This window comes from Bradyrhizobium quebecense (assembly GCF_013373795.3).
In the GTDB taxonomy this organism is placed as follows: domain Bacteria; phylum Pseudomonadota; class Alphaproteobacteria; order Rhizobiales; family Xanthobacteraceae; genus Bradyrhizobium; species Bradyrhizobium quebecense.
In genome coordinates this window covers 2,067,602-2,086,628 of the sequence record NZ_CP088022.1, presented here as the reverse complement: position 1 = coordinate 2,086,628, position 19,027 = coordinate 2,067,602, and the positions used below count along the sequence as shown (strand labels likewise).

20 protein-coding genes are annotated in these 19,027 nt (G+C 64.0%); 11 read left to right on the top strand and 9 right to left on the bottom strand.

Features of this window, described 5'->3' with window-relative positions; translation table 11 throughout:
- Positions 1-71: 71 nt before the first annotated feature.
- Entirely contained in the window at positions 72-1,331 is a 1,260-nt protein-coding gene (locus tag HU230_RS09690) for a serine hydrolase domain-containing protein (protein ID WP_176531865.1), read from the bottom strand.
- Between the two features lie 187 nt (positions 1,332-1,518).
- A complete protein-coding gene (locus HU230_RS09685; protein ID WP_176531866.1) occupies positions 1,519-1,992 on the bottom strand; it encodes a VOC family protein in 474 nt (157 codons plus the stop codon).
- A gap of 563 nt (positions 1,993-2,555) precedes the next feature.
- Here HU230_RS09685 and HU230_RS09680 point away from each other — a divergent pair.
- On the top strand, positions 2,556-3,209 hold the full coding sequence (locus tag HU230_RS09680) for a glutathione S-transferase family protein (RefSeq protein WP_176531867.1): 654 nt from the start codon (positions 2,556-2,558) through the stop codon (positions 3,207-3,209).
- A 177-nt stretch (positions 3,210-3,386) separates the two neighbouring features.
- On the opposite strand, the gene HU230_RS09675 is transcribed toward HU230_RS09680, so the two are convergent.
- A complete protein-coding gene (locus HU230_RS09675; RefSeq protein WP_176531868.1) occupies positions 3,387-4,043 on the bottom strand; it encodes a glutathione S-transferase in 657 nt (218 codons plus the stop codon).
- A gap of 111 nt (positions 4,044-4,154) precedes the next feature.
- Here HU230_RS09675 and HU230_RS09670 point away from each other — a divergent pair, with 111 nt between their 5' ends.
- The gene (locus tag HU230_RS09670; protein WP_176531869.1) at positions 4,155-4,718 is read left to right on the top strand and encodes a TetR/AcrR family transcriptional regulator; all 564 of its coding nucleotides are present in this window, start codon (positions 4,155-4,157) and stop codon (positions 4,716-4,718) included.
- 313 nt (positions 4,719-5,031) lie between these two features.
- On the opposite strand, the gene HU230_RS09665 is transcribed toward HU230_RS09670, so the two are convergent.
- Positions 5,032-5,928: a LysR family transcriptional regulator gene (locus HU230_RS09665; RefSeq protein ID WP_176531870.1), complete on the bottom strand. Its 897-nt coding sequence runs from the start codon at positions 5,926-5,928 to the stop codon at positions 5,032-5,034.
- 289 nt (positions 5,929-6,217) lie between these two features.
- Here HU230_RS09665 and HU230_RS09660 point away from each other — a divergent pair, with 289 nt between their 5' ends.
- From HU230_RS09660 to HU230_RS09650, 3 genes are all read left to right on the top strand, one after another.
- The gene (locus tag HU230_RS09660) at positions 6,218-6,952 is read left to right on the top strand and encodes an SDR family NAD(P)-dependent oxidoreductase (RefSeq protein WP_176531871.1); all 735 of its coding nucleotides are present in this window, start codon (positions 6,218-6,220) and stop codon (positions 6,950-6,952) included.
- Positions 6,953-6,991: 39 nt separating this feature from the next.
- Complete coding sequence (locus HU230_RS09655; RefSeq protein WP_176531872.1) at positions 6,992-7,591, top strand: NADPH-dependent F420 reductase; 600 nt, start codon at positions 6,992-6,994, stop codon at positions 7,589-7,591.
- 239 nt (positions 7,592-7,830) lie between these two features.
- Positions 7,831-8,067: a hypothetical protein gene (locus tag HU230_RS09650; RefSeq protein ID WP_176531873.1), complete on the top strand. Its 237-nt coding sequence runs from the start codon at positions 7,831-7,833 to the stop codon at positions 8,065-8,067.
- A 207-nt stretch (positions 8,068-8,274) separates the two neighbouring features.
- Here the strand turns inward: HU230_RS09650 and HU230_RS09645 are convergent, their stop codons facing one another.
- The gene (locus HU230_RS09645; RefSeq protein ID WP_176535079.1) at positions 8,275-9,291 is read right to left on the bottom strand and encodes an alpha/beta fold hydrolase; all 1,017 of its coding nucleotides are present in this window, start codon (positions 9,289-9,291) and stop codon (positions 8,275-8,277) included.
- 164 nt (positions 9,292-9,455) lie between these two features.
- Between HU230_RS09645 and HU230_RS09640 the strand changes: the two genes are divergently transcribed.
- The gene (locus HU230_RS09640; protein WP_176535080.1) at positions 9,456-10,562 is read left to right on the top strand and encodes an Acg family FMN-binding oxidoreductase; all 1,107 of its coding nucleotides are present in this window, start codon (positions 9,456-9,458) and stop codon (positions 10,560-10,562) included.
- A 384-nt stretch (positions 10,563-10,946) separates the two neighbouring features.
- Here HU230_RS09640 and guaA read toward each other — a convergent pair whose 3' ends face one another.
- Positions 10,947-12,557: a glutamine-hydrolyzing GMP synthase gene (guaA, locus tag HU230_RS09635; protein ID WP_210284255.1), complete on the bottom strand. Its 1,611-nt coding sequence runs from the start codon at positions 12,555-12,557 to the stop codon at positions 10,947-10,949.
- A 136-nt stretch (positions 12,558-12,693) separates the two neighbouring features.
- On the opposite strand from guaA, the gene HU230_RS09630 reads away from it, so the two are divergent.
- Both HU230_RS09630 and HU230_RS09625 read left to right on the top strand, forming a co-directional pair.
- A complete protein-coding gene (locus HU230_RS09630; protein WP_176531875.1) occupies positions 12,694-13,065 on the top strand; it encodes a nuclear transport factor 2 family protein in 372 nt (123 codons plus the stop codon).
- A 213-nt stretch (positions 13,066-13,278) separates the two neighbouring features.
- Entirely contained in the window at positions 13,279-13,611 is a 333-nt protein-coding gene (locus HU230_RS09625) for a DHCW motif cupin fold protein (protein WP_176531876.1), read from the top strand.
- 128 nt (positions 13,612-13,739) lie between these two features.
- Here HU230_RS09625 and HU230_RS09620 read toward each other — a convergent pair whose 3' ends face one another.
- The gene (locus tag HU230_RS09620) at positions 13,740-14,192 is read right to left on the bottom strand and encodes a winged helix-turn-helix transcriptional regulator (RefSeq protein ID WP_176531877.1); all 453 of its coding nucleotides are present in this window, start codon (positions 14,190-14,192) and stop codon (positions 13,740-13,742) included.
- 115 nt (positions 14,193-14,307) lie between these two features.
- Here HU230_RS09620 and HU230_RS09615 point away from each other — a divergent pair, with 115 nt between their 5' ends.
- Positions 14,308-15,585, top strand: a complete 1,278-nt coding sequence (locus HU230_RS09615) for an MFS transporter (protein WP_176531878.1) — start codon at positions 14,308-14,310, stop codon at positions 15,583-15,585.
- Positions 15,586-15,725: 140 nt separating this feature from the next.
- Here the strand turns inward: HU230_RS09615 and HU230_RS09610 are convergent, their stop codons facing one another.
- Positions 15,726-17,024 (bottom strand): RsmB/NOP family class I SAM-dependent RNA methyltransferase, encoded by a 1,299-nt coding sequence (locus HU230_RS09610; RefSeq protein WP_176531879.1) that lies wholly within the window; start codon positions 17,022-17,024, stop codon positions 15,726-15,728.
- Positions 17,025-17,046: 22 nt separating this feature from the next.
- Entirely contained in the window at positions 17,047-17,469 is a 423-nt protein-coding gene (locus tag HU230_RS09605) for an MAPEG family protein (RefSeq protein ID WP_176531880.1), read from the bottom strand.
- Positions 17,470-17,626: 157 nt separating this feature from the next.
- Here HU230_RS09605 and HU230_RS09600 point away from each other — a divergent pair, with 157 nt between their 5' ends.
- The gene (locus tag HU230_RS09600) at positions 17,627-18,064 is read left to right on the top strand and encodes a hypothetical protein (protein WP_176531881.1); all 438 of its coding nucleotides are present in this window, start codon (positions 17,627-17,629) and stop codon (positions 18,062-18,064) included.
- Positions 18,065-18,190: 126 nt separating this feature from the next.
- Entirely contained in the window at positions 18,191-19,027 is an 837-nt protein-coding gene (locus HU230_RS09595) for a metallophosphoesterase family protein (RefSeq protein ID WP_176531882.1), read from the top strand.

Genomic DNA, 19,027 nt, shown 5'->3' with positions numbered 1-19,027 from the left:
CCGACGAGCGGCCTCCGGATATCGCTGCGCTCATCCGGGCTACGGTGCTATGGCGACGATAAACCTCGACCTCACCCTCCCGCGATCAAATCCTTCGCCAGCGCCATGTACGCCGGCAAGGTCACCGGGTCGTTGGCGGCGTTGCCGGCGGCGTGATGCGAGGCGTAGCGCGCGATCACCATCTCGGCCTTCGGGTCGATATAGATGCCCTGGCCGTGCACGCCGCGCGCCATGTAGGCGCCGTGCGCGTTGTGCGTCACCCACCACTGATTGCGGTAGGAGGCGCCGGGCAAGGTGGTGTAGCCGGCCGGCTTGAATTTTTCGGGATCGCCGCCCCGCGCGATGTCCTCGACGACCGTTGACGGCACGATCTGGCGGCCGTTGAAGCGGCCGTGATTGCGGATCGTCTCGCCGAAGCGGGCGAGATCGCGCAACGTCGTCGACAATCCGCCGCCGCCGCTTTCGGTGCCGATGCGGTCGACGTGATAATGCGCATCCTCTTCCGCGCCCATCGGCGCCCAGATCTTCTCGGACAGCAGGTCCGACAGCGTCATGCCGCTGGTGCGCCGGCAGATGAAGGCCAGCACGTCGGTGTTGACGGTCTTGTAGGCGAAGGCCTTGCCGTGCTCGCCCCGCTTCTGCTGCGCGCAAAGGAAATCGAAGATGTTGGTGGCGCCCTCATAGCCTGCCGGGATCGGCGCCATGCCGTTGGCGCGCCGCAGTCCCCACACGTCGGAATTCTTGTCGGTATAGACCTCGGTGTATTTGAGGCCCGTGGTCATATCCATCACCTCGTGCACGCGCGCATCGCCGAACGCGCTTGCCTTCAGCTCCGGTACGTAGTCGGTGACCGGCGCCTGCGGATCGATCTTGCCCTCGGCGACCAGCATGCCTGCGAGCACGCCGGTGAACGACTTCGTCACCGACATCGCGATATGCGGCTTGTGCGGCTTCAACGCGCCGAAATAGCGCTCGTAGATCAATTTGCCCCGGTGCAGCACGGCGATGCCGTCGGCATAGCTCTCCTCGAGCATGCGCGCGAACGTCTGCGGGCGGCCGTCCATCGTCACCGACGCGGAGGCGCCGATGTCGTGATCTGCACGCGGCAGCACCGACGCCGGCCCCGCGCCGCGCCAGACATTCACGGTCGGCACCAGCTGGCGGATATTGCTCCAGGCCCAGCGCAATTCAGGGAAGCTGCGGAACGAACCGTCCTGGAACGTGATCGTCTTGTCCTTCGGCGGCGGAAAGCCCTGCATCCAGCCGAGCGTCTCGGGATCGGACTCGGCAGCGGTGGAAGTTTGTTGCGTGGCGGCGGCTGCGACGGGCATCAAGGCTGGCTCCAGGGCTGTGATGCGAAATTCGTATCATGCGATGGCATGAGACACATCCCGCGTTTGAGCCGGGGTGACCGGCGCCGCGAGCGCGGGCCGCGGCGCGAATAGTTGCGCGACCGCGCCACCGGCTTGATCCGACACATGACTGTCGCGTCCGGGCCAAATCATTCCACCAAGCGGATTACGCCGCGGCCGCCCGCTGGATCGCGGCGATGTCGATCTTCTTCATCGTCATCATCGCCTCCATCGCGCGCCGTCCGGCGGCGCGATCGGATCCGTTGACGAGCTCGAGCAGCCGCCGCGGCGTGATCTGCCAGGTAAATCCCCAGCGATCCCGGCACCAGCCGCACGGCAATTCCTTGCCGCCGTTCGAAGTGACCGCATTCCAGTAGCGATCGGTCTCCTCCTGGCTGTCGGTGAGCACCATGAAGCTGACCGCCTCGTTCGGCGTGTAGTTGGAGCCGCCGTTCAGCCCGACGAAGCGGCGGCCGAGCACGGTGAACTCCACCGTCAGTTCATCACCCTGCCCGATGCCAGGTATCGGCGAGACATGCCCCGCATCGACATGGCTGTCGGGAAAAGTCGCAGCATAGAATTCCGCCGCTGCGCGCGCCTGGCCCTGATCGAACCAAAGGCATGTGACGAGATCGGTCATTTGCAGTCTCCTGGTTTGTGCGAAGGACGGTCGGCGAAGACGGCAGCCGACAGGCCGACGAAAATAATCTGCGGGAACTGCGTTTGTGACGACCCGCCTCCGCACACACCACCGTCGTCCTGGCGAAAGCCAGGACCCATAACCACCGAATTTGATGATGAACGGGATCATGGCCCGAACGTCGCGCAACAATTCTCATCCGGGGTAATGGGTCCTGGCTTTCGCCAGGACGACGGCGATGGATGGCTCTCGATTCAAAACGTCAAACAGCTTGTTCGGCGTCATCGCCCGGCTTGGCCGGAGACGCCAGTGCTTGAACCGAGAAGCCTCGGCGTACTGGATTGCCCGGTCCCGTCTACGCCAAGGCTTCGACGAGGCCGCAGGATTGACAGGTTTTGGTGAGTTGCCCGTCGGGGTGATTTGTCGCAAGCGGGGAAACGAGATTTGATTTGCGTCGAGGCAACGCAGGCACGCGAACACCGTCGAAAGATTCCAGGATCGGCTGTCGTGACACGCGCCGCCCGCTCGTCCTCGGGACACCAGGCAAGGACATGGAGAAAACGATGACCCCCACCATCACCGCCTTCGAACGGTCACCCGATGGCGGCAAGGGACTGGCGCGCGATACGCGCGTTCGCTGGGCGCTGGAAGAAGTGGGCCAGCCTTACGCAGTTCGCCTTGTTTCGTTCCAGGCGATGAAGGAGCCGGCGCATCTGGCGCTGCATCCGTTCGGCCAGATACCGACCTATGAGGAAGGTGATCTCGCGCTGTTCGAGACCGGATCGATCGTGCTCCATATCGCCGAGCGTCACGCAGGCCTGCTGCCTGATGATGCCAATGCCCGCGCCCGCGCAATCAGCTGGATGCTTGCCGCGGTCAACACGATCGAAGCGCCGATCCTCGAACTCGTCACTGCCAGAATTCTGGAGAGCGACAAGCCGTGGACCTGGGAGCGGCTGCCCCTGGTCATGGATCGCGTTCGCGACCGGCTGAGGCAGCTCGCCGCCCGCCTGGGCGATGCCGACTGGCTCGACGGCAAGTTCAGCGCGGGCGACCTGATGATGGTGTCGGTGCTGCTCAGGCTGAGAATGTCAGGCATCCTCGACGAATTTCCGAACCTCGCCGCCTACGTCGCCCGCGGCGAAGCCCGGCCGGCTTACAAGCGGGCTTTCGCCGCACAACTCGCGGTGAACACAAGCGAGCTACCGACCGCTTGATCAGGGGGGCGTCTCGCGTGGATACCGTTGCAGTCGACGCATGATGTCGTTCGGCCGCATATCCCGCATGAGCGGAGCGACATGCGGGATACCAACGATGTGCTGATCGGAAACGCCAGGATGTCGTTCCATCCGGGCTATGCTTGCCGGTCGAGCAGTTGTTCGCAGACTACGATTTCAATCAAGATGCGCGATCGGCTCGGACATCGTTATCCGGTTCTTGACACTAGGACGCTCCTGCATCCTTGCATACCATGCCGAAAGAGCCTCGCACTCCACCGGCACCGGCACGTTGACGAGTCCCGCGAAGATCAAGCCGCCTATCAGGGTGATATCGGCCATTGTGAACGCCTCGCCGGTAACGAACGGCTGTCTTTTCAGAATGCCGTCAAAATAGTGCATCCCCCTGAGGGCCTTGTCGCGCTGACGGAATCCCCATTCGGGATTCTGATAGATCTCGACATGAAGCCCAAGACCCGGCGTGGCGTGGTGGAAATAGACACTGATGGCGTCGAGCAGTTCCAGTTCGGCGCGCTTGCTCATCATGTGGATCACGCCCTTTTCGCGCGGCGTCCTGCCGGTCAGCGTCGGCGCGCCATCAAGCGCGTCAAGGTACTCGGTAATGGCCGTGCACTCGCCAATGAAGGTCCGGTCATCGAGTTCGAGCACCGGCAGGGTGCCCGAGTAGTTTTTGGCGAGGAATTCGGGCTTCTTGTGCTCGCCCTTGTAGAGATCGACCAAGACGAACTGCACGTGCGACCGCAGGTTCTTCTCGGCCAGGGCGATGCGAACGCGGGCCGGATATGGGCCGGTTGGCCAATCGTAAATCTTCATCATGACTCCTTTGTCTACCTGTCACTTGGTAGGCACCATATGAAGCCTTCAAATCCGGCTGGTCAACGTCTATCTATCACTTGGTAGATAACGAAGCAGTGAGGCGATGAAGTGAGTTCAAGCTCTCGGGAGGCCATCCTGGCGGCAGCAAAGCGGACCGCGCAGGCGCGCGGCTATAGCGGCTTGAATTTCCGCGATCTCGCGGACGAGGTCGGGATCAAGGCCGCCAGCATCTATCACCATTTCCCGAGCAAGGCCGATCTTGGCGTAGCCGTCGCGCGGCGATACTGGGAGGACACCGCCGCCCAACTCGAGTCGATGCTGGCAGAGGCGACGGATCCTGTCCGCTGCCTGCGTCGATATCCCGATGTGTTTCGCAAAGCGCTCGAGAGCAACAATCGCATGTGCCTGTGCAGCTTCATGTCCGCGGAAGTCGACGATCTTCCGGACGCGGTGAGGAAGGAGGTCCAGACCTTTGCCGACGTCAACGTGGCGTGGCTGAGCAAGCTGTTGGTGGCCGCGGGCCTGGTCAATTCGAGGAAGAGCGAACAGCGGGCCCGCGCCATCTTCGCCGCAATTGCCGGTGCGCAGCTCGTCGCCAGAAGCCGCTCCGATATTTCGCTCTACGACTCGATGATCGACAACTATCGCGCCGCTGGTCTTCTGCCGGCATAGATGGTCCGAACATCAGACCCCAGTGAGGCGGCGACGCCGTACTCCCACTCGATTGTTCGCATCGGGCCTCCAGTTGATTTGTCGTTACAAGAAATCTGTTCGCCTTGAAAACTCCTGTCGCCCGAACCGTCAGACGCGCATGGCTTTTGAATTCAAAAAGGAGTTTGATCGTTCCAGAAAATCTCCGCTTTCAGCCGCCGACATAGCCGAAGACTACCGTCAGCACGGGGAATTGACCGCGATGGCGCCTGGAACGATTGCAGCTCGGCTTCCGACCAGATTGCGGCAAGCGCCATCGGCGACCTGCCGCGCGTCAGTCGCGCGATATGGACAGCCCCGCGAGAAGCGGCGCGTACGCGGCGAGCCTGCGGGATACGAACTCCGTGAAGAGCCGGACGCGCTTCGTCTTGCGTGTCTCGCCCTGCGTGAGAAGCCAGAGCGTTCCGTACATGTGCAGGTCGGTGCCCGGCACCCTCACCAGCAGGGGGTCGGCATCTCCGACGAAGCACGGCAGTGTCGTGATCCCGAGCCCTTGCCGTACAGCAACGATCTGCGCCCCCGCGTCCGTGGTCCTGAATGGAACCCCCGTCGTCCGAACCTCACCCTCGCTGGCCCAATCCGGAATGCCATGAATGCTGATGACGATCCACCGGATGGGATCAGGCGCGCCCGCGCGCCACGCGGCTAGTCGATCGCGGGACATGTAGACGCCGCCGAACAGCTCCGGTCCCTTCAGGCCGTGAAGATTGAGCGGCAGGGTTTTGCGGTCGTAGACGACGCGGATCGCGACGTCGGCCTCTCGGTTGGTCAGATTGGCCAGCTCGCCGAACGACAGGATTTCCATCTCGATGTCCGGATGCAGACGCGCGAAATCGGCGAAGTCCGGCATCAGCAGGTGTGTCGCAAGCGGCGGTGCCAGCGTCACCCGCAGAAGCCCGCGCACGCTCTGGTCGCGCCCGAAGACGCGCGTCTCCAGCAGGTGCGACGACGCTTCCATCTGCTCCGCGAACTCGAGGACCTCCTCGCCCGCAGCCGTGAGGCGGTAGCCCGAAGGCAGCTTTTCGAACATGTGCACCCCGAGCCGTTCCTCGAGCTGGGCGATGCGTCGCAGCACGGTCGAGTGGTTCACACCGAGGCGCTCGGCGGCAGCTCGCACCGAGCCTCCGCCCGCGACGGCCAGAAAGTAGCGAACGTCATCCCAGTCGATCATGGTGCAATCCGGCACCGCGGGGTGTGCCTTCCAAAGCCTGTGTCCAATACATCAAACGGCATCCCGTATGTGGGTAGCACGGGCAGTTATCATAGCCCATGCCGACAAGCGCAGCCCAATTCCGAACGGCGGACACCGATCGTCGCGGCTGGCGTACTCGTCCAGCCGGATCGATTTCGCACCACCGATGTGCGCGCTTCCGCACTCAACGCCTGACGCCGGCGGACCCATCTCGAGGTTCTCGGGGAGCCTCCCCGAACGACCAAAGACGGAATTTGAAGGAGAAGTCATGGGAAAGCTTGAAGGTAAGGTTGCGGTCATCACGGGTGGATCGAGCGGCATGGCGCTGGCAAGCGCCAGGCGGTTCGTTGAAGAAGGCGCCTATGTTTTCGTCACGGGCCGGAGGCAGGAGGCGCTCGAGGAGGCCGTCAAGCTGATTGGCCGGAACGTGACCGGCGTGCGCGGCGACGCAGCCAATCTCGACGACCTCGACCGTCTGTTCGACACGGTCAAGCGGGAAAAGGGCAGGATCGACGTCCTGTACGCGAGCGCCGGCATCGGCGAAGCCGTCCCACTGGGCGAGATTACCGAGCAGCATTTCGATGCGACCTTCAACCTGAATGCGCGCGGCACGCTGTTCACGGTCCAGAAGGCGTTGCCGCTGTTCAACGATGGCGGATCGATCTTCATGACCGGGTCGGTTGCTTCGATCAAAGGCTTTCCTGGTTACAGCGTGTATGCGGCGAGCAAGGCGACGTTGCACGCATTCGCACGCGGTTGGCTCAACGAACTGAAAGGCAGGAATATCCGGGTGAACGTGCTGCACCCGGGGCCGATCGCCACGCCGATGCAGGACCAGGTTCTCACCGAGGAAGCGAAGCGGATGTTCGAATCCCTGATTCCACGGGGAAAGATGGGTCGTCCTGAGGAAATCGCGGCGGCCGCGCTGTTTCTTGCTTCAGACGATTCGAGCTTCGTGAATGGGGTGGAGTTGTCTGTCGACGGCGGCTTCTCGGCCATTTGAACGCGGGCAATCAAGACCAACAGGGATCGGAGAAGCATCATGAGCTACGCGATTGTAGGATTCGGAAAGATAGGCCAGGCCCTCGCCCACGCCTTCGCCCGCAAGAACATCGAGGTGACCGTCGCGAGCCGCCGGCCGCCCGAGGCGTTGGCGCCGCAGGCTCGGGCGATTGGACCCACGGTTGTCGCCAAGTCGCTGCGGGATGCACTCGAGGCCGACACCATCATCCTGGCGGTCCCGTTCGGGGAGCATCGCGAGGTTGCGAAGGCCCTGCCGAGCTGGACAGGCAAGACGATCATCGATGCGATGAACGCGTTTCCGGTCCCTGAAGAGCTGCACGGTCTCCCGTCCTCCGCCTTCGTCGCGAAGGCTTTCGCCGGCGCCAAGCTCGTGAAAGGTTTCAATCATCTGGGCGCGGCCAAGCTGGCCGCCGATCCGATCGTCGAGGGCGGCCACCGGGTGATCTTTCTGTCTGGTGACGACGAGGACGCGATCGCTCCGGTGGCGGCCTTGGCCAAGCAACTCGGGTTCGCACCCGTCAAGCTCGGAAAGCTCAACGTGGGCGGCGCGCTAGTGCACGCACGCGGCCGCACCTGGGGGCAGCTCATCTTCCAGGATTTGTTCAAGAAGGAGCAGTGATCGATCCACGATCGCGTGATTGGCCCGAAAAGCGAGTAGCCCGCATGAGCACAGCGACATGCGGGACACCACGTGACACGATGACAGGAAGTGCCCAGCGCTGCGCTTGATTGCGGGCCACGCCCGCTCACGCAGCGTTGAGCCGGCGTGAGCGAGGATTGCATTTAAGTCCGCCGTTGCCGCGCACACTTATCTGACGAGGCCAGCCCCCTTGGCCCCATGAAGAACGGAGAAACTCAATGACGAACGTCAAACTTCTGTCGGCTGCTTTGATCGCGGTTGCCATGATCGCGTCGCCGGTAATGGCGCGTGAAACCCACGCGGTGTCCCGCCATGTCGCGGAGGCCAACGCCGCCGCGCAGTCCGAGCCCGTCTACGTTGACGGGCGCGCGTGCGTTCCAGCACCGCGCGTCGGTTCGTTCGCCACCGCGCCCTGGACCGGCGACAATGTCCCCTGCGAGCCGGGTCCGTATTGATCGCGTCGCGGGCATCAAGACGCACAACGAAACAGCAAATTGCTCTATGGCGGGTTAGCAATCGCGTAACCCGCCATGCTGAACAACTCCAAGACGTGGTGAGTTGTCCAAGACGTGGTGAGTTGGGAATTACGGTGACAGTGCATTCAACTCGCAAGCCTTCTTTGGCGAGCGATAGTTAAATGCACTGTCACCGTAATCTCAGTGTTAGTCTTTGATATGATGACGAACCTGGACGTCGGGGTCTGACGCAGGTCCGTCCATTTGCCGGTTGGGGTTCACCGCATCGAGGAAGTCGCGCAGCGCCGCCGCCGTTTCATCCTGCCGCCTCACTAGCAGGTGTCCGCCGGTCTCATAAATGATGAGTTTGGCGCCTGGAATCGAATGCGCCGCGAACTCCGCCGCGGGCGCGGTGTTGAAGAGATCGTCGCGTGTGGAAATGATCAAAGTCGGCGCCGTGATCTTGTCCAGTGGCAGAGGATGCAGATGTGGCGCGCTATCGAGATTGATGCCGCGGAAGCGCAATGACAGCGGCTCGATCGAGCGCACGACGCGCATCACACGATCGCGGTCCGCCTGCGATGAACGCCTGAACAGTTCCGGTGGAACGCCGGTGAAGCGGACGAGTATCGAAGGCGCGATCTTCTCGGCCGCCCACCAGAAGAAATCAGCCCCGACATTGACGAGCCAGAAGACGAGCCGGCTGCCGCGGCTGCGATCGACGGCAACCGGACTGGTCGGCGAGTACGTGCCCGGGACAATCAAGATCAGCGCAGAGACGCGCTCGGGATGCCGGATCGCCAATTCCACAGCCGATTGCGCGCCAGCCGAAATGCCCACGACAACTGCCTGCCGGACCTGAAGCGTCGAGAGCAGCGCCGCATGCGCGTCGGCCTGCGTTGTCGGCGAGGCGCTTGGCGGCGCCGGCGTGCGCAGATAACCGAACCGTGACGGAGCGATGACCCGATAGCCCTCGTCCACCAAATCCTCGACATTGGCCAAGCCCTGGTCGAACCCGCCGCCAGCGCCGTGAATCGAAAGGAGCGGGATCCCCTCACCCCGTTCCGCATATTCGATTGGACCCGCGGCAGTTTTGACGATCACAGCCCCGTCCAGCGCGGCGCGACGCACGCGATCAAGCTCTACCCGAAACAGAACAGCGACCCATATCGCGAGCGCGATGACGCCCGAGAGAGTGATGAACAACATGGTTTTATGCTGCATGATCGACGCGCAATGTGCCTTGATCCGTATCAAACAACGGCGCCTGATGCCCTCCCCCACTCGATCATTTTATCCATGGCGGCCAGCGGCGCCGGTCTCCGCCGCACTCAGGCACCTTGTTCTGCATCAAAGCCATTGCGCAGCGAAGCTGCCCATATTGGGCGATGAACAGACGACAATTCATAACCGGAGGTGGTGCGTTGGCGCTTGCTGGCGTCGGTGCGGCGGCGTTCAGTTTCGCGCGCACCGGCTCGATGGCGGACTACGCTGCGGCGGTCGCCGCGACGCGAGCGGGTCTCTCTGAACGACCACAATTCGCGGATTTCGTCCGCTTCGCGACGCTAGCCGCAAACGGTCACAATACCCAACCCTGGCGCTTTCGCCTGGGCGAAGACCACATCACGATCCTTCCGGATTTCGCCCGGCGTACACCCGTTGTGGATCCCGATGACCATCATCTCTTCGCGAGCCTCGGCTGCACAGCGGAGAATCTCGCGCTCGCCGCCGCCGCGCGGGGTCGCCGGGGCGAGCTGCGGTTCGATCCGACTGGCAATGGTTCGGCGGTCTTTGAGCCTGGCGCTGGACCGGCGGAACGGTCGGTTCTGTTCGAGGCGATCCCAAAACGCCAGTCAACGCGTGCGGACTATGACGGACGATCGATTGCCACCGCCGACCTGGAGACCTTGGCCGCCGCTGCTCGCGTGCCTGGCGTCGATCTGATCCTGCTGACCGATCGACAGCAGATCGAGCGCGTGCGCGATCTGGTCGTCGCCGGCAACAGCGCGCAGATGGCCGATCCCGCCTTCATGCGCGAGTTGAAGCACTGGCTGCGCTTCGCTCCCCGCCAGGCACTCGAAACCGGTGATGGTCTCTTCAGCGCGGCGAGCGGCAATCCGACCGCACCGGCTTGGCTTGGCGGCCTCATGTTCGATCTGCTGTTTCGCGCTGCGACTGAGAATGACAAACACGCTCGACAGCTGCACTCGTCCGCGGGGATTGCGATCTTCGTCTCGGAACGCGACGACAAGGAACACTGGATGCGCGCCGGCCGCGCCTGCCAGCGGTTCGCCCTGCAGGCGACAGCGCTCGGCCTCAAGCACGCCTTCATCAACCAGCCCGTCGAAGTCGCGGCTCTGCGTCTGCAGCTCGCGAGTCTCGTCGGGATGCCGAGACGCAGGCCAGACATCGTGATGCGCTTTGGCTACGGACCCGCGCTTCCCTTTTCGCCGCGCCGGCCGGTGGAGGCGGTTCTGGCTCCAGCCGATGCCTAGTAGTTCGCGATGCTTCGCACCGTTCGCCCCAAATTGGATTTGATGCATGAATCGTAGTCGAGCTACGACAGTTCGTACTTTCTCAAAGATTCCGCGAAGAGCGACGCTGCAAGCTTCGAGCAGCCGGTCTCAGAAAAAGACCGTCAGAACGATCACAATTCCTGACGGTCTTTTCTCCGTCGCGTCTTGCGACTTCTGATCAAACCGTCGGAAGAACCGTCAAATGAGCCGGCTTGGTCCGTCCGCCGCGAATGTCGACTCTCGTCAAATCAATGACTTGGACGAACAACAGCGCGGAGAGACAATGGAGCGCAAATGATCAATGAGCTACCCCGTACTCCTCTATTTTTCCTACGCTATTTTCCTCCAGGGTATCCCACACCCTCACTCCCACTCAATCGTCCCCGGCGGCTTGCTCGTCACGTCGTACACCACCCGGTTCACGCCCTTCACCTCGTTGATGATGCGCGTCGCGGTCTCGCCCAAGAACTTCATGTCGAACTGGTAGAAGTCGGCGGTCATGCCGTCGGTCGAGGTGACGGCGCGCAGGCCGACGACGTATTCGTAGGTGCGGCCGTCGCCCATCACGCCGACGGTCTTGACCGGCAGCAGCACCGCGAAAGCCTGCCAGATCGCATCATAGAGGCCGTGCTTGCGGATCTGGTCGATATAGACGGCATCCGCGTTGCGCAGGATGTCGAGCTTTTCCTTCGTGATGTCGCCGGGGCAGCGGATGGCGAGGCCGGGGCCCGGGAACGGGTGGCGGCCGACGAACACTTCGGGCAGGCCGAGCTCGCGGCCGAGCACGCGTACCTCGTCCTTGAACAGCTCGCGCAGCGGCTCGACCAGCTTCATGTTCATGCGTGCCGGAAGGCCGCCGACATTGTGGTGCGACTTGATGGTGACAGACGGTCCGCCGGTGAAGGAGACGCTTTCGATCACGTCAGGATAGAGCGTGCCCTGCGCCAGGAATGCGGCGCCGCCAATCTTCTTCGCTTCGGCCTCGAACACGTCGATGAACAGACGCCCGATGGTCTTGCGCTTCGCTTCCGGATCGGTGACGCCTTCGAGCTCGCCCAGAAACTCTTTCGATGCGTCCACATGGACCAGCGGGATGTTGTAGTGGTTGCGGAACAGGTCGACGACGGTCTTCGCCTCGTCGAGCCGCAGCAGGCCGTGATCGACGAACACGCAGGTGAGCTGGTCGCCGATCGCCTCGTGGATCAGCACCGCCGCCACGGCGGAATCGACGCCGCCGGAGAGACCGCAGATCACCTTGCCACTGCCGACCTGGGCGCGGATCTTCTCGATCGCCTCCTCGCGGAAGGCGCGCATGGTCCAGTCGCCGTTCAGGCCTGCGACCTTGCGGACGAAGTTGCGCAAGAGTTTTGCGCCATCGGGCGTGTGCACCACCTCGGGATGGAACATCAGCCCGTAATATTTGCGCTTCTCGTCCTGGATGATCGCGAACGGCGCATTCGGCGAGGTGCCGGCCACCGAGAAACCGGGAGGCATCTTGGTGATGCGGTCGCCATGGCTCATCCACACCTGATGCTTTTCGCCGTGGCCCCAGATGCCGTCGAACAGCTGGCTGTCGGTCTTCACTTCGACATCGGCGCGGCCGAATTCGCGGTGATGCCCGCCTTCGACCTCGCCGCCGAGCTGAGCGGCCAAGGTCATCTGGCCGTAGCAGATGCCGAGCACGGGAACGCCTGATTCGAAGATCAGCTGCGGCGCGCGCGGCGAACCGGTCTCGTGCACGGACTCAGGCCCGCCGGAGAGGATCACCGCCTTCGGCTTCATCTCCTTGAAGGCGGCCTCGGCCTTCTGGAACGGCACGATCTCGGAATAGACGCCCATCTCGCGGACGCGGCGGGCGATCAGTTGCGTCACCTGGCTGCCGAAATCGACAATCAGAATCTTGTCATGCGCCGAGGCCACCGTGGGCGCCGACGCGTCATGAGCTGTGTCTTGGGCTGTGTGCTGGGCTGTCATGGCAAGCAGATACGCGACACCGCCCGCCCCCGCAACCGCGCAGCGCGGGGCGCCCACATTCTTCTTTGAGCATGGACAAATCGATATAGGTCAGTATTATTGACCTAGTTTGGCCATAACCGATGGGAGGAAACCAATGCCGGATTTTCACGAACCGTCCCGCCTCGCAGCGCTCGGCCACGACTGGATCGCCGCCTGGAACGCGCGCGATCTCGAGCGCGTGCTGGCGATGTATTCGGAGGATTCCGAAATGACATCGGACCGGATCCCGGCGTTCGGCTTCGGTCCCTCCGGCACCGTGCGCGGCAAGGCGCAGCTGCGGGCCTATTGGAGCGCCGCGCTCGCCAAACTGCCCGAGCTGCATTTCGAGCTGATCGACCTCTATGTCTCGCCCGACAGCGTCGTCGTGTTCTACCAGAACGAACGCGGCAAGAAGATCTGCGAGTATCTGAGGCTCGATGTCGAAGGCAAGATCAGGCAGGGCTCGGCGAACCATCTGGTGGGGTGATACGAACGAGCTGTCCAACCGTCCCCCCGCGCAAAGGCCTCGCCTTTGCCGCTGGAGGTGCTCGCGGAGCGAGCCTCGAAGGGCGACGGCCGGCTCCATCCCCATCCTTCGAGGCCCGCCGAGCGCTGCTCGCGCAGCGCTCGACGCGCACCTCAGGATGACGCCGGCGGTCGGGGATACAGACGCACAAATCGAGCATAGGACCCGCGCACCATGAAAATCCCGACCCTGCCCTTCACCGTCACCGACTGGAGCCAGGTCGAACCCACGGTGCATCCCGGCGAGACCGGGCAAGCATTGTGGCGCACGCTCGATATCGGCGAGCTGCGAGTGCGGATAGTTGAATATTCGCCGGGCTATCTCGCCGATCACTGGTGCGATCGCGGCCACGTGCTGTTTGTGGTCGAGGGCGAGCTCGACACCGAGCTGCGCGACGGCCGCAAATTCACGCTGAAGCCGGGCATGAGCTACCAGGTCTCCGATTTCGGCGACGCCGCGCACCGCTCGTCGACCGCGACCGGCGCGACGCTGTTCATTGTGGATTGAAGCGATGTCATCCGTCACCCTGAGGAGCGCGTAGCGCGTCTCGAAGGGCGACGGCCTGGCTCCATCCCATCCTTCGAGGCTCACAAGAGCTCGCACCTCAGGATGACGCCTGTGCGTGGGGCACAGGCTCACCGCTTCCGCGCCGCAACTCTTTTCACCTTCGTATCCGCCCAGCCCAGCGGCTTGCCGCTCTTCGACGGCAGCACGAGTTGGCCGACCGCCTGCCCGGCCTGGTCGAGCAGCACGGAATGCGCTTCGCCGCGCGCATAGAGATGCGCCTCGCCCCATTGCCGCAAGGAGACCACGATCGGGAACAGGTCGTGTCCCCGCTTCGTCAGCACATATTCGAGGTAGGCGCTGCCGTCTGACGCCGCCACCTGCTCGAGCACGCCGGTTTCGACCAGCTTGCGCAGCCGCGCCGTCAGCATGCCCTTGGCGATGCCGAGATTCTTCTGGAAATCGCCGAACCGGCGCAGGCCGTCGAACGCGTCGCGCACGATCAACAGCGACCACCAGTCGCCGATCGCATCCAGCGCGCGGGCCACCGGGCATTCCGCCTTTGCGAATCCAGTCCGCTGCATCGCGCTCCACCTCCCTTCGATCACGATTTCGATCTGGTCTTAAAATAGGACTAGACAGCTTCCGGCGCAACTGGTCTCATCATAAGACCAGATTGCGAATTGCAGCGGAGGCAAGATGACGAACCAGACGGTGATGAAGGCCCGGCCGGCGGAGGTGGGACCGGCTAAGGAGGATCACAAGGCGGGCCACGCGACGGCAGGCGCGCTGTCACCCGCCGTGGTGCTGCTGTTCGCGGTCGCCTGCGGGCTCAGCGTCGCCAACATCTATTTCGCGCAGCCGCTGCTCGACACCATGGCGCGGGATCTTGCCATCACGCCGGCCGTGATCGGCGGCATCGTGACGCTCACACAGATCGGCTACGCCTTCGGCCTGGTGCTGATCGTGCCGCTCGGCGACCTCTGGGACCGCCGCAGGCTGATCGTCGGCCAGACCGCGCTGTCGGCGATTGCGCTCACGATCGTCGGCACCGCGCCGAACGCTGCGATGCTGCTCGCGGGCATGGTCCTGGTCGGGCTGCTCGCGGTCGTGATCCAGGTGCTGGTCGCCTACGCCGCGACGCTGGCCGCACCGGCCGACCGCGGCCGCACCATCGGGACCGTCACCAGCGGCGTGGCGTCGGGCATTTTGCTGGCACGTTTTGCCGCCGGCGCGCTGGCCGATCTCGCCGGCTGGCGCGTGGTCTATCTCACGTCGGCCGCGCTGACGCTGGTGCTGGCGGCACTCTTGGCCCGCGCGCTGCCGCGCTATGCGCCGCGGCCGATGGCCGGCGCATCCTACGCCAAATTGCTGCGCTCGACGGTCGCACTGTTCGTCGAGGAGCCCGTGCTGCGCGAGCGCGCCGTGTTCGCGTTGCTGATCTTCGCGAGCTTCAGCGCGTTCTGGAGTTCGGTCGTGCTGCCGCTCTCAGCGCCGCCGCTGTCGCTGTCGCACACCGCGATCGGAATGCTCGGCATTGCCGGCCTCGCCGGCGCGCTAGCGGCGCGCAATTCCGGCCGCCTCGCCGATCGCGGCTGGGGCCAGCGCACCACCGGATTATCGCTGCTGCTGATGCTCGCCGGCTGGGCGCCGATCGCCTGCCTGCACGCTTCGCTGTGGCTGGTGCTCGCAGGCGTCGTCATGATCGACTTCGCGGTGCAGGCCGTCCATGTCACCAACCAGAGCCTGATCGTCGCGGCGCGGCCGGAGGCGTCGAGCCGCCTGATCGGCGTCTACATGGTGTTCTATTCGATCGGCAGCGGGCTCGGCGCGATCTGTTCGACGATGGCCTATGCCGCCGCAGGCTGGCTCGGCGTTTGCGCGTTGGGCGCCGCGATCAGCGCAATCGCGCTGCTGTACTGGGTCATGGTGGTGAGCAAGACACCGGTGCCGGTGGGCGTATGTTCCGAAGCGTAGGGTACTCAACTCGTCATTGCGAGCGAAGCGAAGCAATCCATCGTGCCGCACGTGCGGAGCCATGGATTGCTTCGTCGCTACAGCGCAAAATTGCTTCGCAATTTTGTCGCGAGCTCCTCGCAATGACGGCGGAGAAAGCCTCACGCCTTCTTCAGCACCGAGACGAAGAACCCGTCCGTGCCGGTGCGGCGCGGCGTCATCAGCAGGCCCTCCGGCGATTGCAGCGCGGCCTCGGTAAAAGCCTCGGCCTTGTCCCACAGCACCGATGCGGTCTGCTCCGGCGGCTGCACCGAAAACTCCGGATGCCGCGCGATGAACGCCTTGACTTGCTCGCCGTTCTCCTCCGACAGCACCGAGCAGGTGATGTAGGCGATCCGGCCGCCGCTCTTCACCAGCGGCGCGGCGCGCGCCAGCACCTCGGCCTGATCCTTCAGCCGTACCTCGAGCGCGCCGGGGCGCATCCGCCATTTGGCGTCGGGATTGCGGCGCCAGGTGCCGGTGCCGGTGCAGGGCGCGTCGATCAGCACGAGGTCGGCGGAGGCCTTGATGTCGGACAGCACCTCCTCCTCGCCGCGCGGCGTGCGCACGTCGCAATTGTGCACGCCGGCGCGCGACAGCCGCTCATGGATCGGCACGAGCTGGCGCTTGTCGCTGTCGGTCGCGATCAGCCGGCCCTTGCCGTCCATCATGGCGGCCAGCGCCAGCGTCTTGCCGCCGGCGCCGGCGCAGAGATCGATCACCTGCTCGCCGGGCTTGGCCGCCGAGAACAGCGCGGCGAGCTGCGAGCCCTCGTCCTGAACCTCGATGGCGCCCTTGATGAAATCCTCCTCGGCATGGATGCCGGGATTGCGCGCGTCGGCGCCGAGCTCGATGCGCAGGCCGAGCGGCGACCACGGCGTTTCCCCGGCGCCGAGATGCGACAGGCGCGGCAGGATCTTCTCGCGCTTGCCACGCAGCGTGTTGACGCGCAAATCGAGCGGCGCGCGGCTCGCCATTGCCGTTGCCTCGGCGGCGCGGTCGTCGCCGAACACTTTTGCGAGATACGGGTCGAGCCAGTCCGGATAGTCACCCGCGACATGCGCCGGCGCATCCTTGAGCGAGCGCGAGGCCAAGGCAGCCTCCTCGGCCGCGGTCAGCGGTTCGGGCGCGAAGCGGCCTCCGTCGCACAGCGCCGAGATCGTCGGGATGTCCATGCCGCGCTCGAGCTTGAGCATGCCGAGCACCCGCGATCGGGCGCTGGCATCGTCCATCAGCCAGGCCGCGGAGGATTGCCGGCGCAGCACGTCCCAGATCAGGCCGGAGATCGCGGCGCGATCGCCGGAGCCGGCATAGCGGTGCGCGGTGCCCCATTCCTTCAGCGCTTTCGCCGCAGGAATGCGCTGTGCGTCGATGGTGGCGATCAGCTCGATCGCGGCGGAGAGCCGGGCAGCGGGGGTCATTGATCTCTTTCGGTTGGGCGCATCAAATCAGCAGCAGGATCCTGAGCGCGAAATACAGCCACATCGCCGCCAGCACCAGCACGCCGGCGAACCAGGCGAGCGAGCGCGGCCGCACGTCGTTGGAGGTGACGAAAACGCCGGCATGGGCGAACCGCGTCACCACGAACACCCAGGACATCAGCACGATGAACAGATCGGCATGGCGGATCGGCAGCGCAATGGCGATCAGGACATAGAACAGCACCGGCAGTTCGAACTGGTTGGCGAAGCAATTGCCGAGCTGAGTGGCGCGCTCCGGCCAGTTCGGCTGGCGCAACGCGATATCGGCCATCTTGGTCTCGCCGCTCGCCAGGATCCGCGTGCGCAGCGTCGCCATCCCAAACAGCAGCGCGAAAGTGAGGCCAATCTGGATGAAGACCGGCAACAGAACCATTTGAACCGACATCAAGAATCTCCCTCAAGCCGGGCGCCCGGCCGCCCTCTTAGCGGTCGCGGCCGCGCAACACAATGAACCGTCCGCGCTAACCCGTTGAACCATCATCCGAGCCCGGGTGACCAACTCCCGAGAATAATGGCGGTTTCAGTTTCTCACGGCTGACGCGATGGACATCATCACCCCGATCCTGGACGGCGCGGCCCTGGCGGCTGCGAGCTTCGGCGATCTCGTCACCTCCCTGCTGAAGGCGATCGACCCCGGCATCGGCTGGTTCGACGACGCGGCCGATGGCGGGCTCGGCATGGTGCTGTCGGGGCTCGCCGGCGTCGCCACAGCGCTCCTGGTCGTAATCCTGCTCTCGGTCTATTTCCGCAGCGGCTATCGCTCGGCGCGCGACATCGTCAGGCACAGCCTCGCCACGGCGCTGGTGCTCAGCCTGCTCGGCTATGCGGCCTACGACATCGGCCACGATGCGCTCGCCTATCTCGGGCTCAACGCATCGCCGGCCGTGACGGGAACAAACCCGCCAAGCACGGGGCTGCTCGGAGGTCGTGTCGGTCCGCCTGCCCTGCCTATCCGCTCAGACAAGCAGCTCGCGATCTAGCGGCCTGCGCCGCCGGATAAAACAAGACATCAAACAAGACATCAAACAGAGCAGCGAAGAACACACTGGAATCGTCATCGTTCCGACTCCGCGCCGACGCTATAATTCGGCCGAAAGGATCGATGCATGCCCCAGTTTCGTCTGACCCAAATCTCCGACACCCACCTCGCGCGTCGCTTCAAGCCGCTCGTCGACAACTTTCATCGCGTCAGCGAGCACATCGACGCGACGCGTCCCGATCTCGTGCTCAACTCCGGCGACGTCGCGTTCGATGGGCCGACCAGCCGCGACGATCTGGTGTTCGCCAAGGAGCTGCACAGCGCGCTGCCGGTCGATTGCCTCTATCTGCCGGGCAATCACGACATCGGCGACAATCCGACTGCGGTGGGCCCGGTCCCGACGCAACTGCCGACCGAAGCAACGCGCCGCGCCTTCACCTCGGTGCTCGGCGAGGATCGCTGGCATTTCGACGCCGCCGGCTGGTGCTTCATCGGCCTCAATTCGCTGATCATGAACACCGTCCTCGATAGCGAGGCCGCGCAGTTCGACTGGCTCGCCTCGGTGCTCGACAAGGCCGTCGGCAGACCGGTCGCGCTGTTCCTGCACAAGCCGCTCTATCTCGACGTGCCCTACGATGCCGAACGCGTCGAGACCGCAATCCGTTTCGTGCCGCAGCCGGCGCGCCGCCGCCTGATCGAGATGTTCGGCAAGGTCGATTGGCGCCTTGTCGGCAGCGGCCACGTGCACCAGCGCCGCGACTACACGTTCGAGCATGTCAGACAGGTCTGGGCGCCCTCGGCCGGCTTCATCATCTCAGATGCGAGGCAGGAAGTGATCGGCATCAAGGAAACCGGCCTCGTCGAGTACCGCTTCCAGCCGGACAGCTTTGAAGTCCGCCACGTCAGGGCCAAGGGCCAGGTCGATGTCGAGCTGGACATGTTGCTCGGCAAGCAGCCGGCGTGA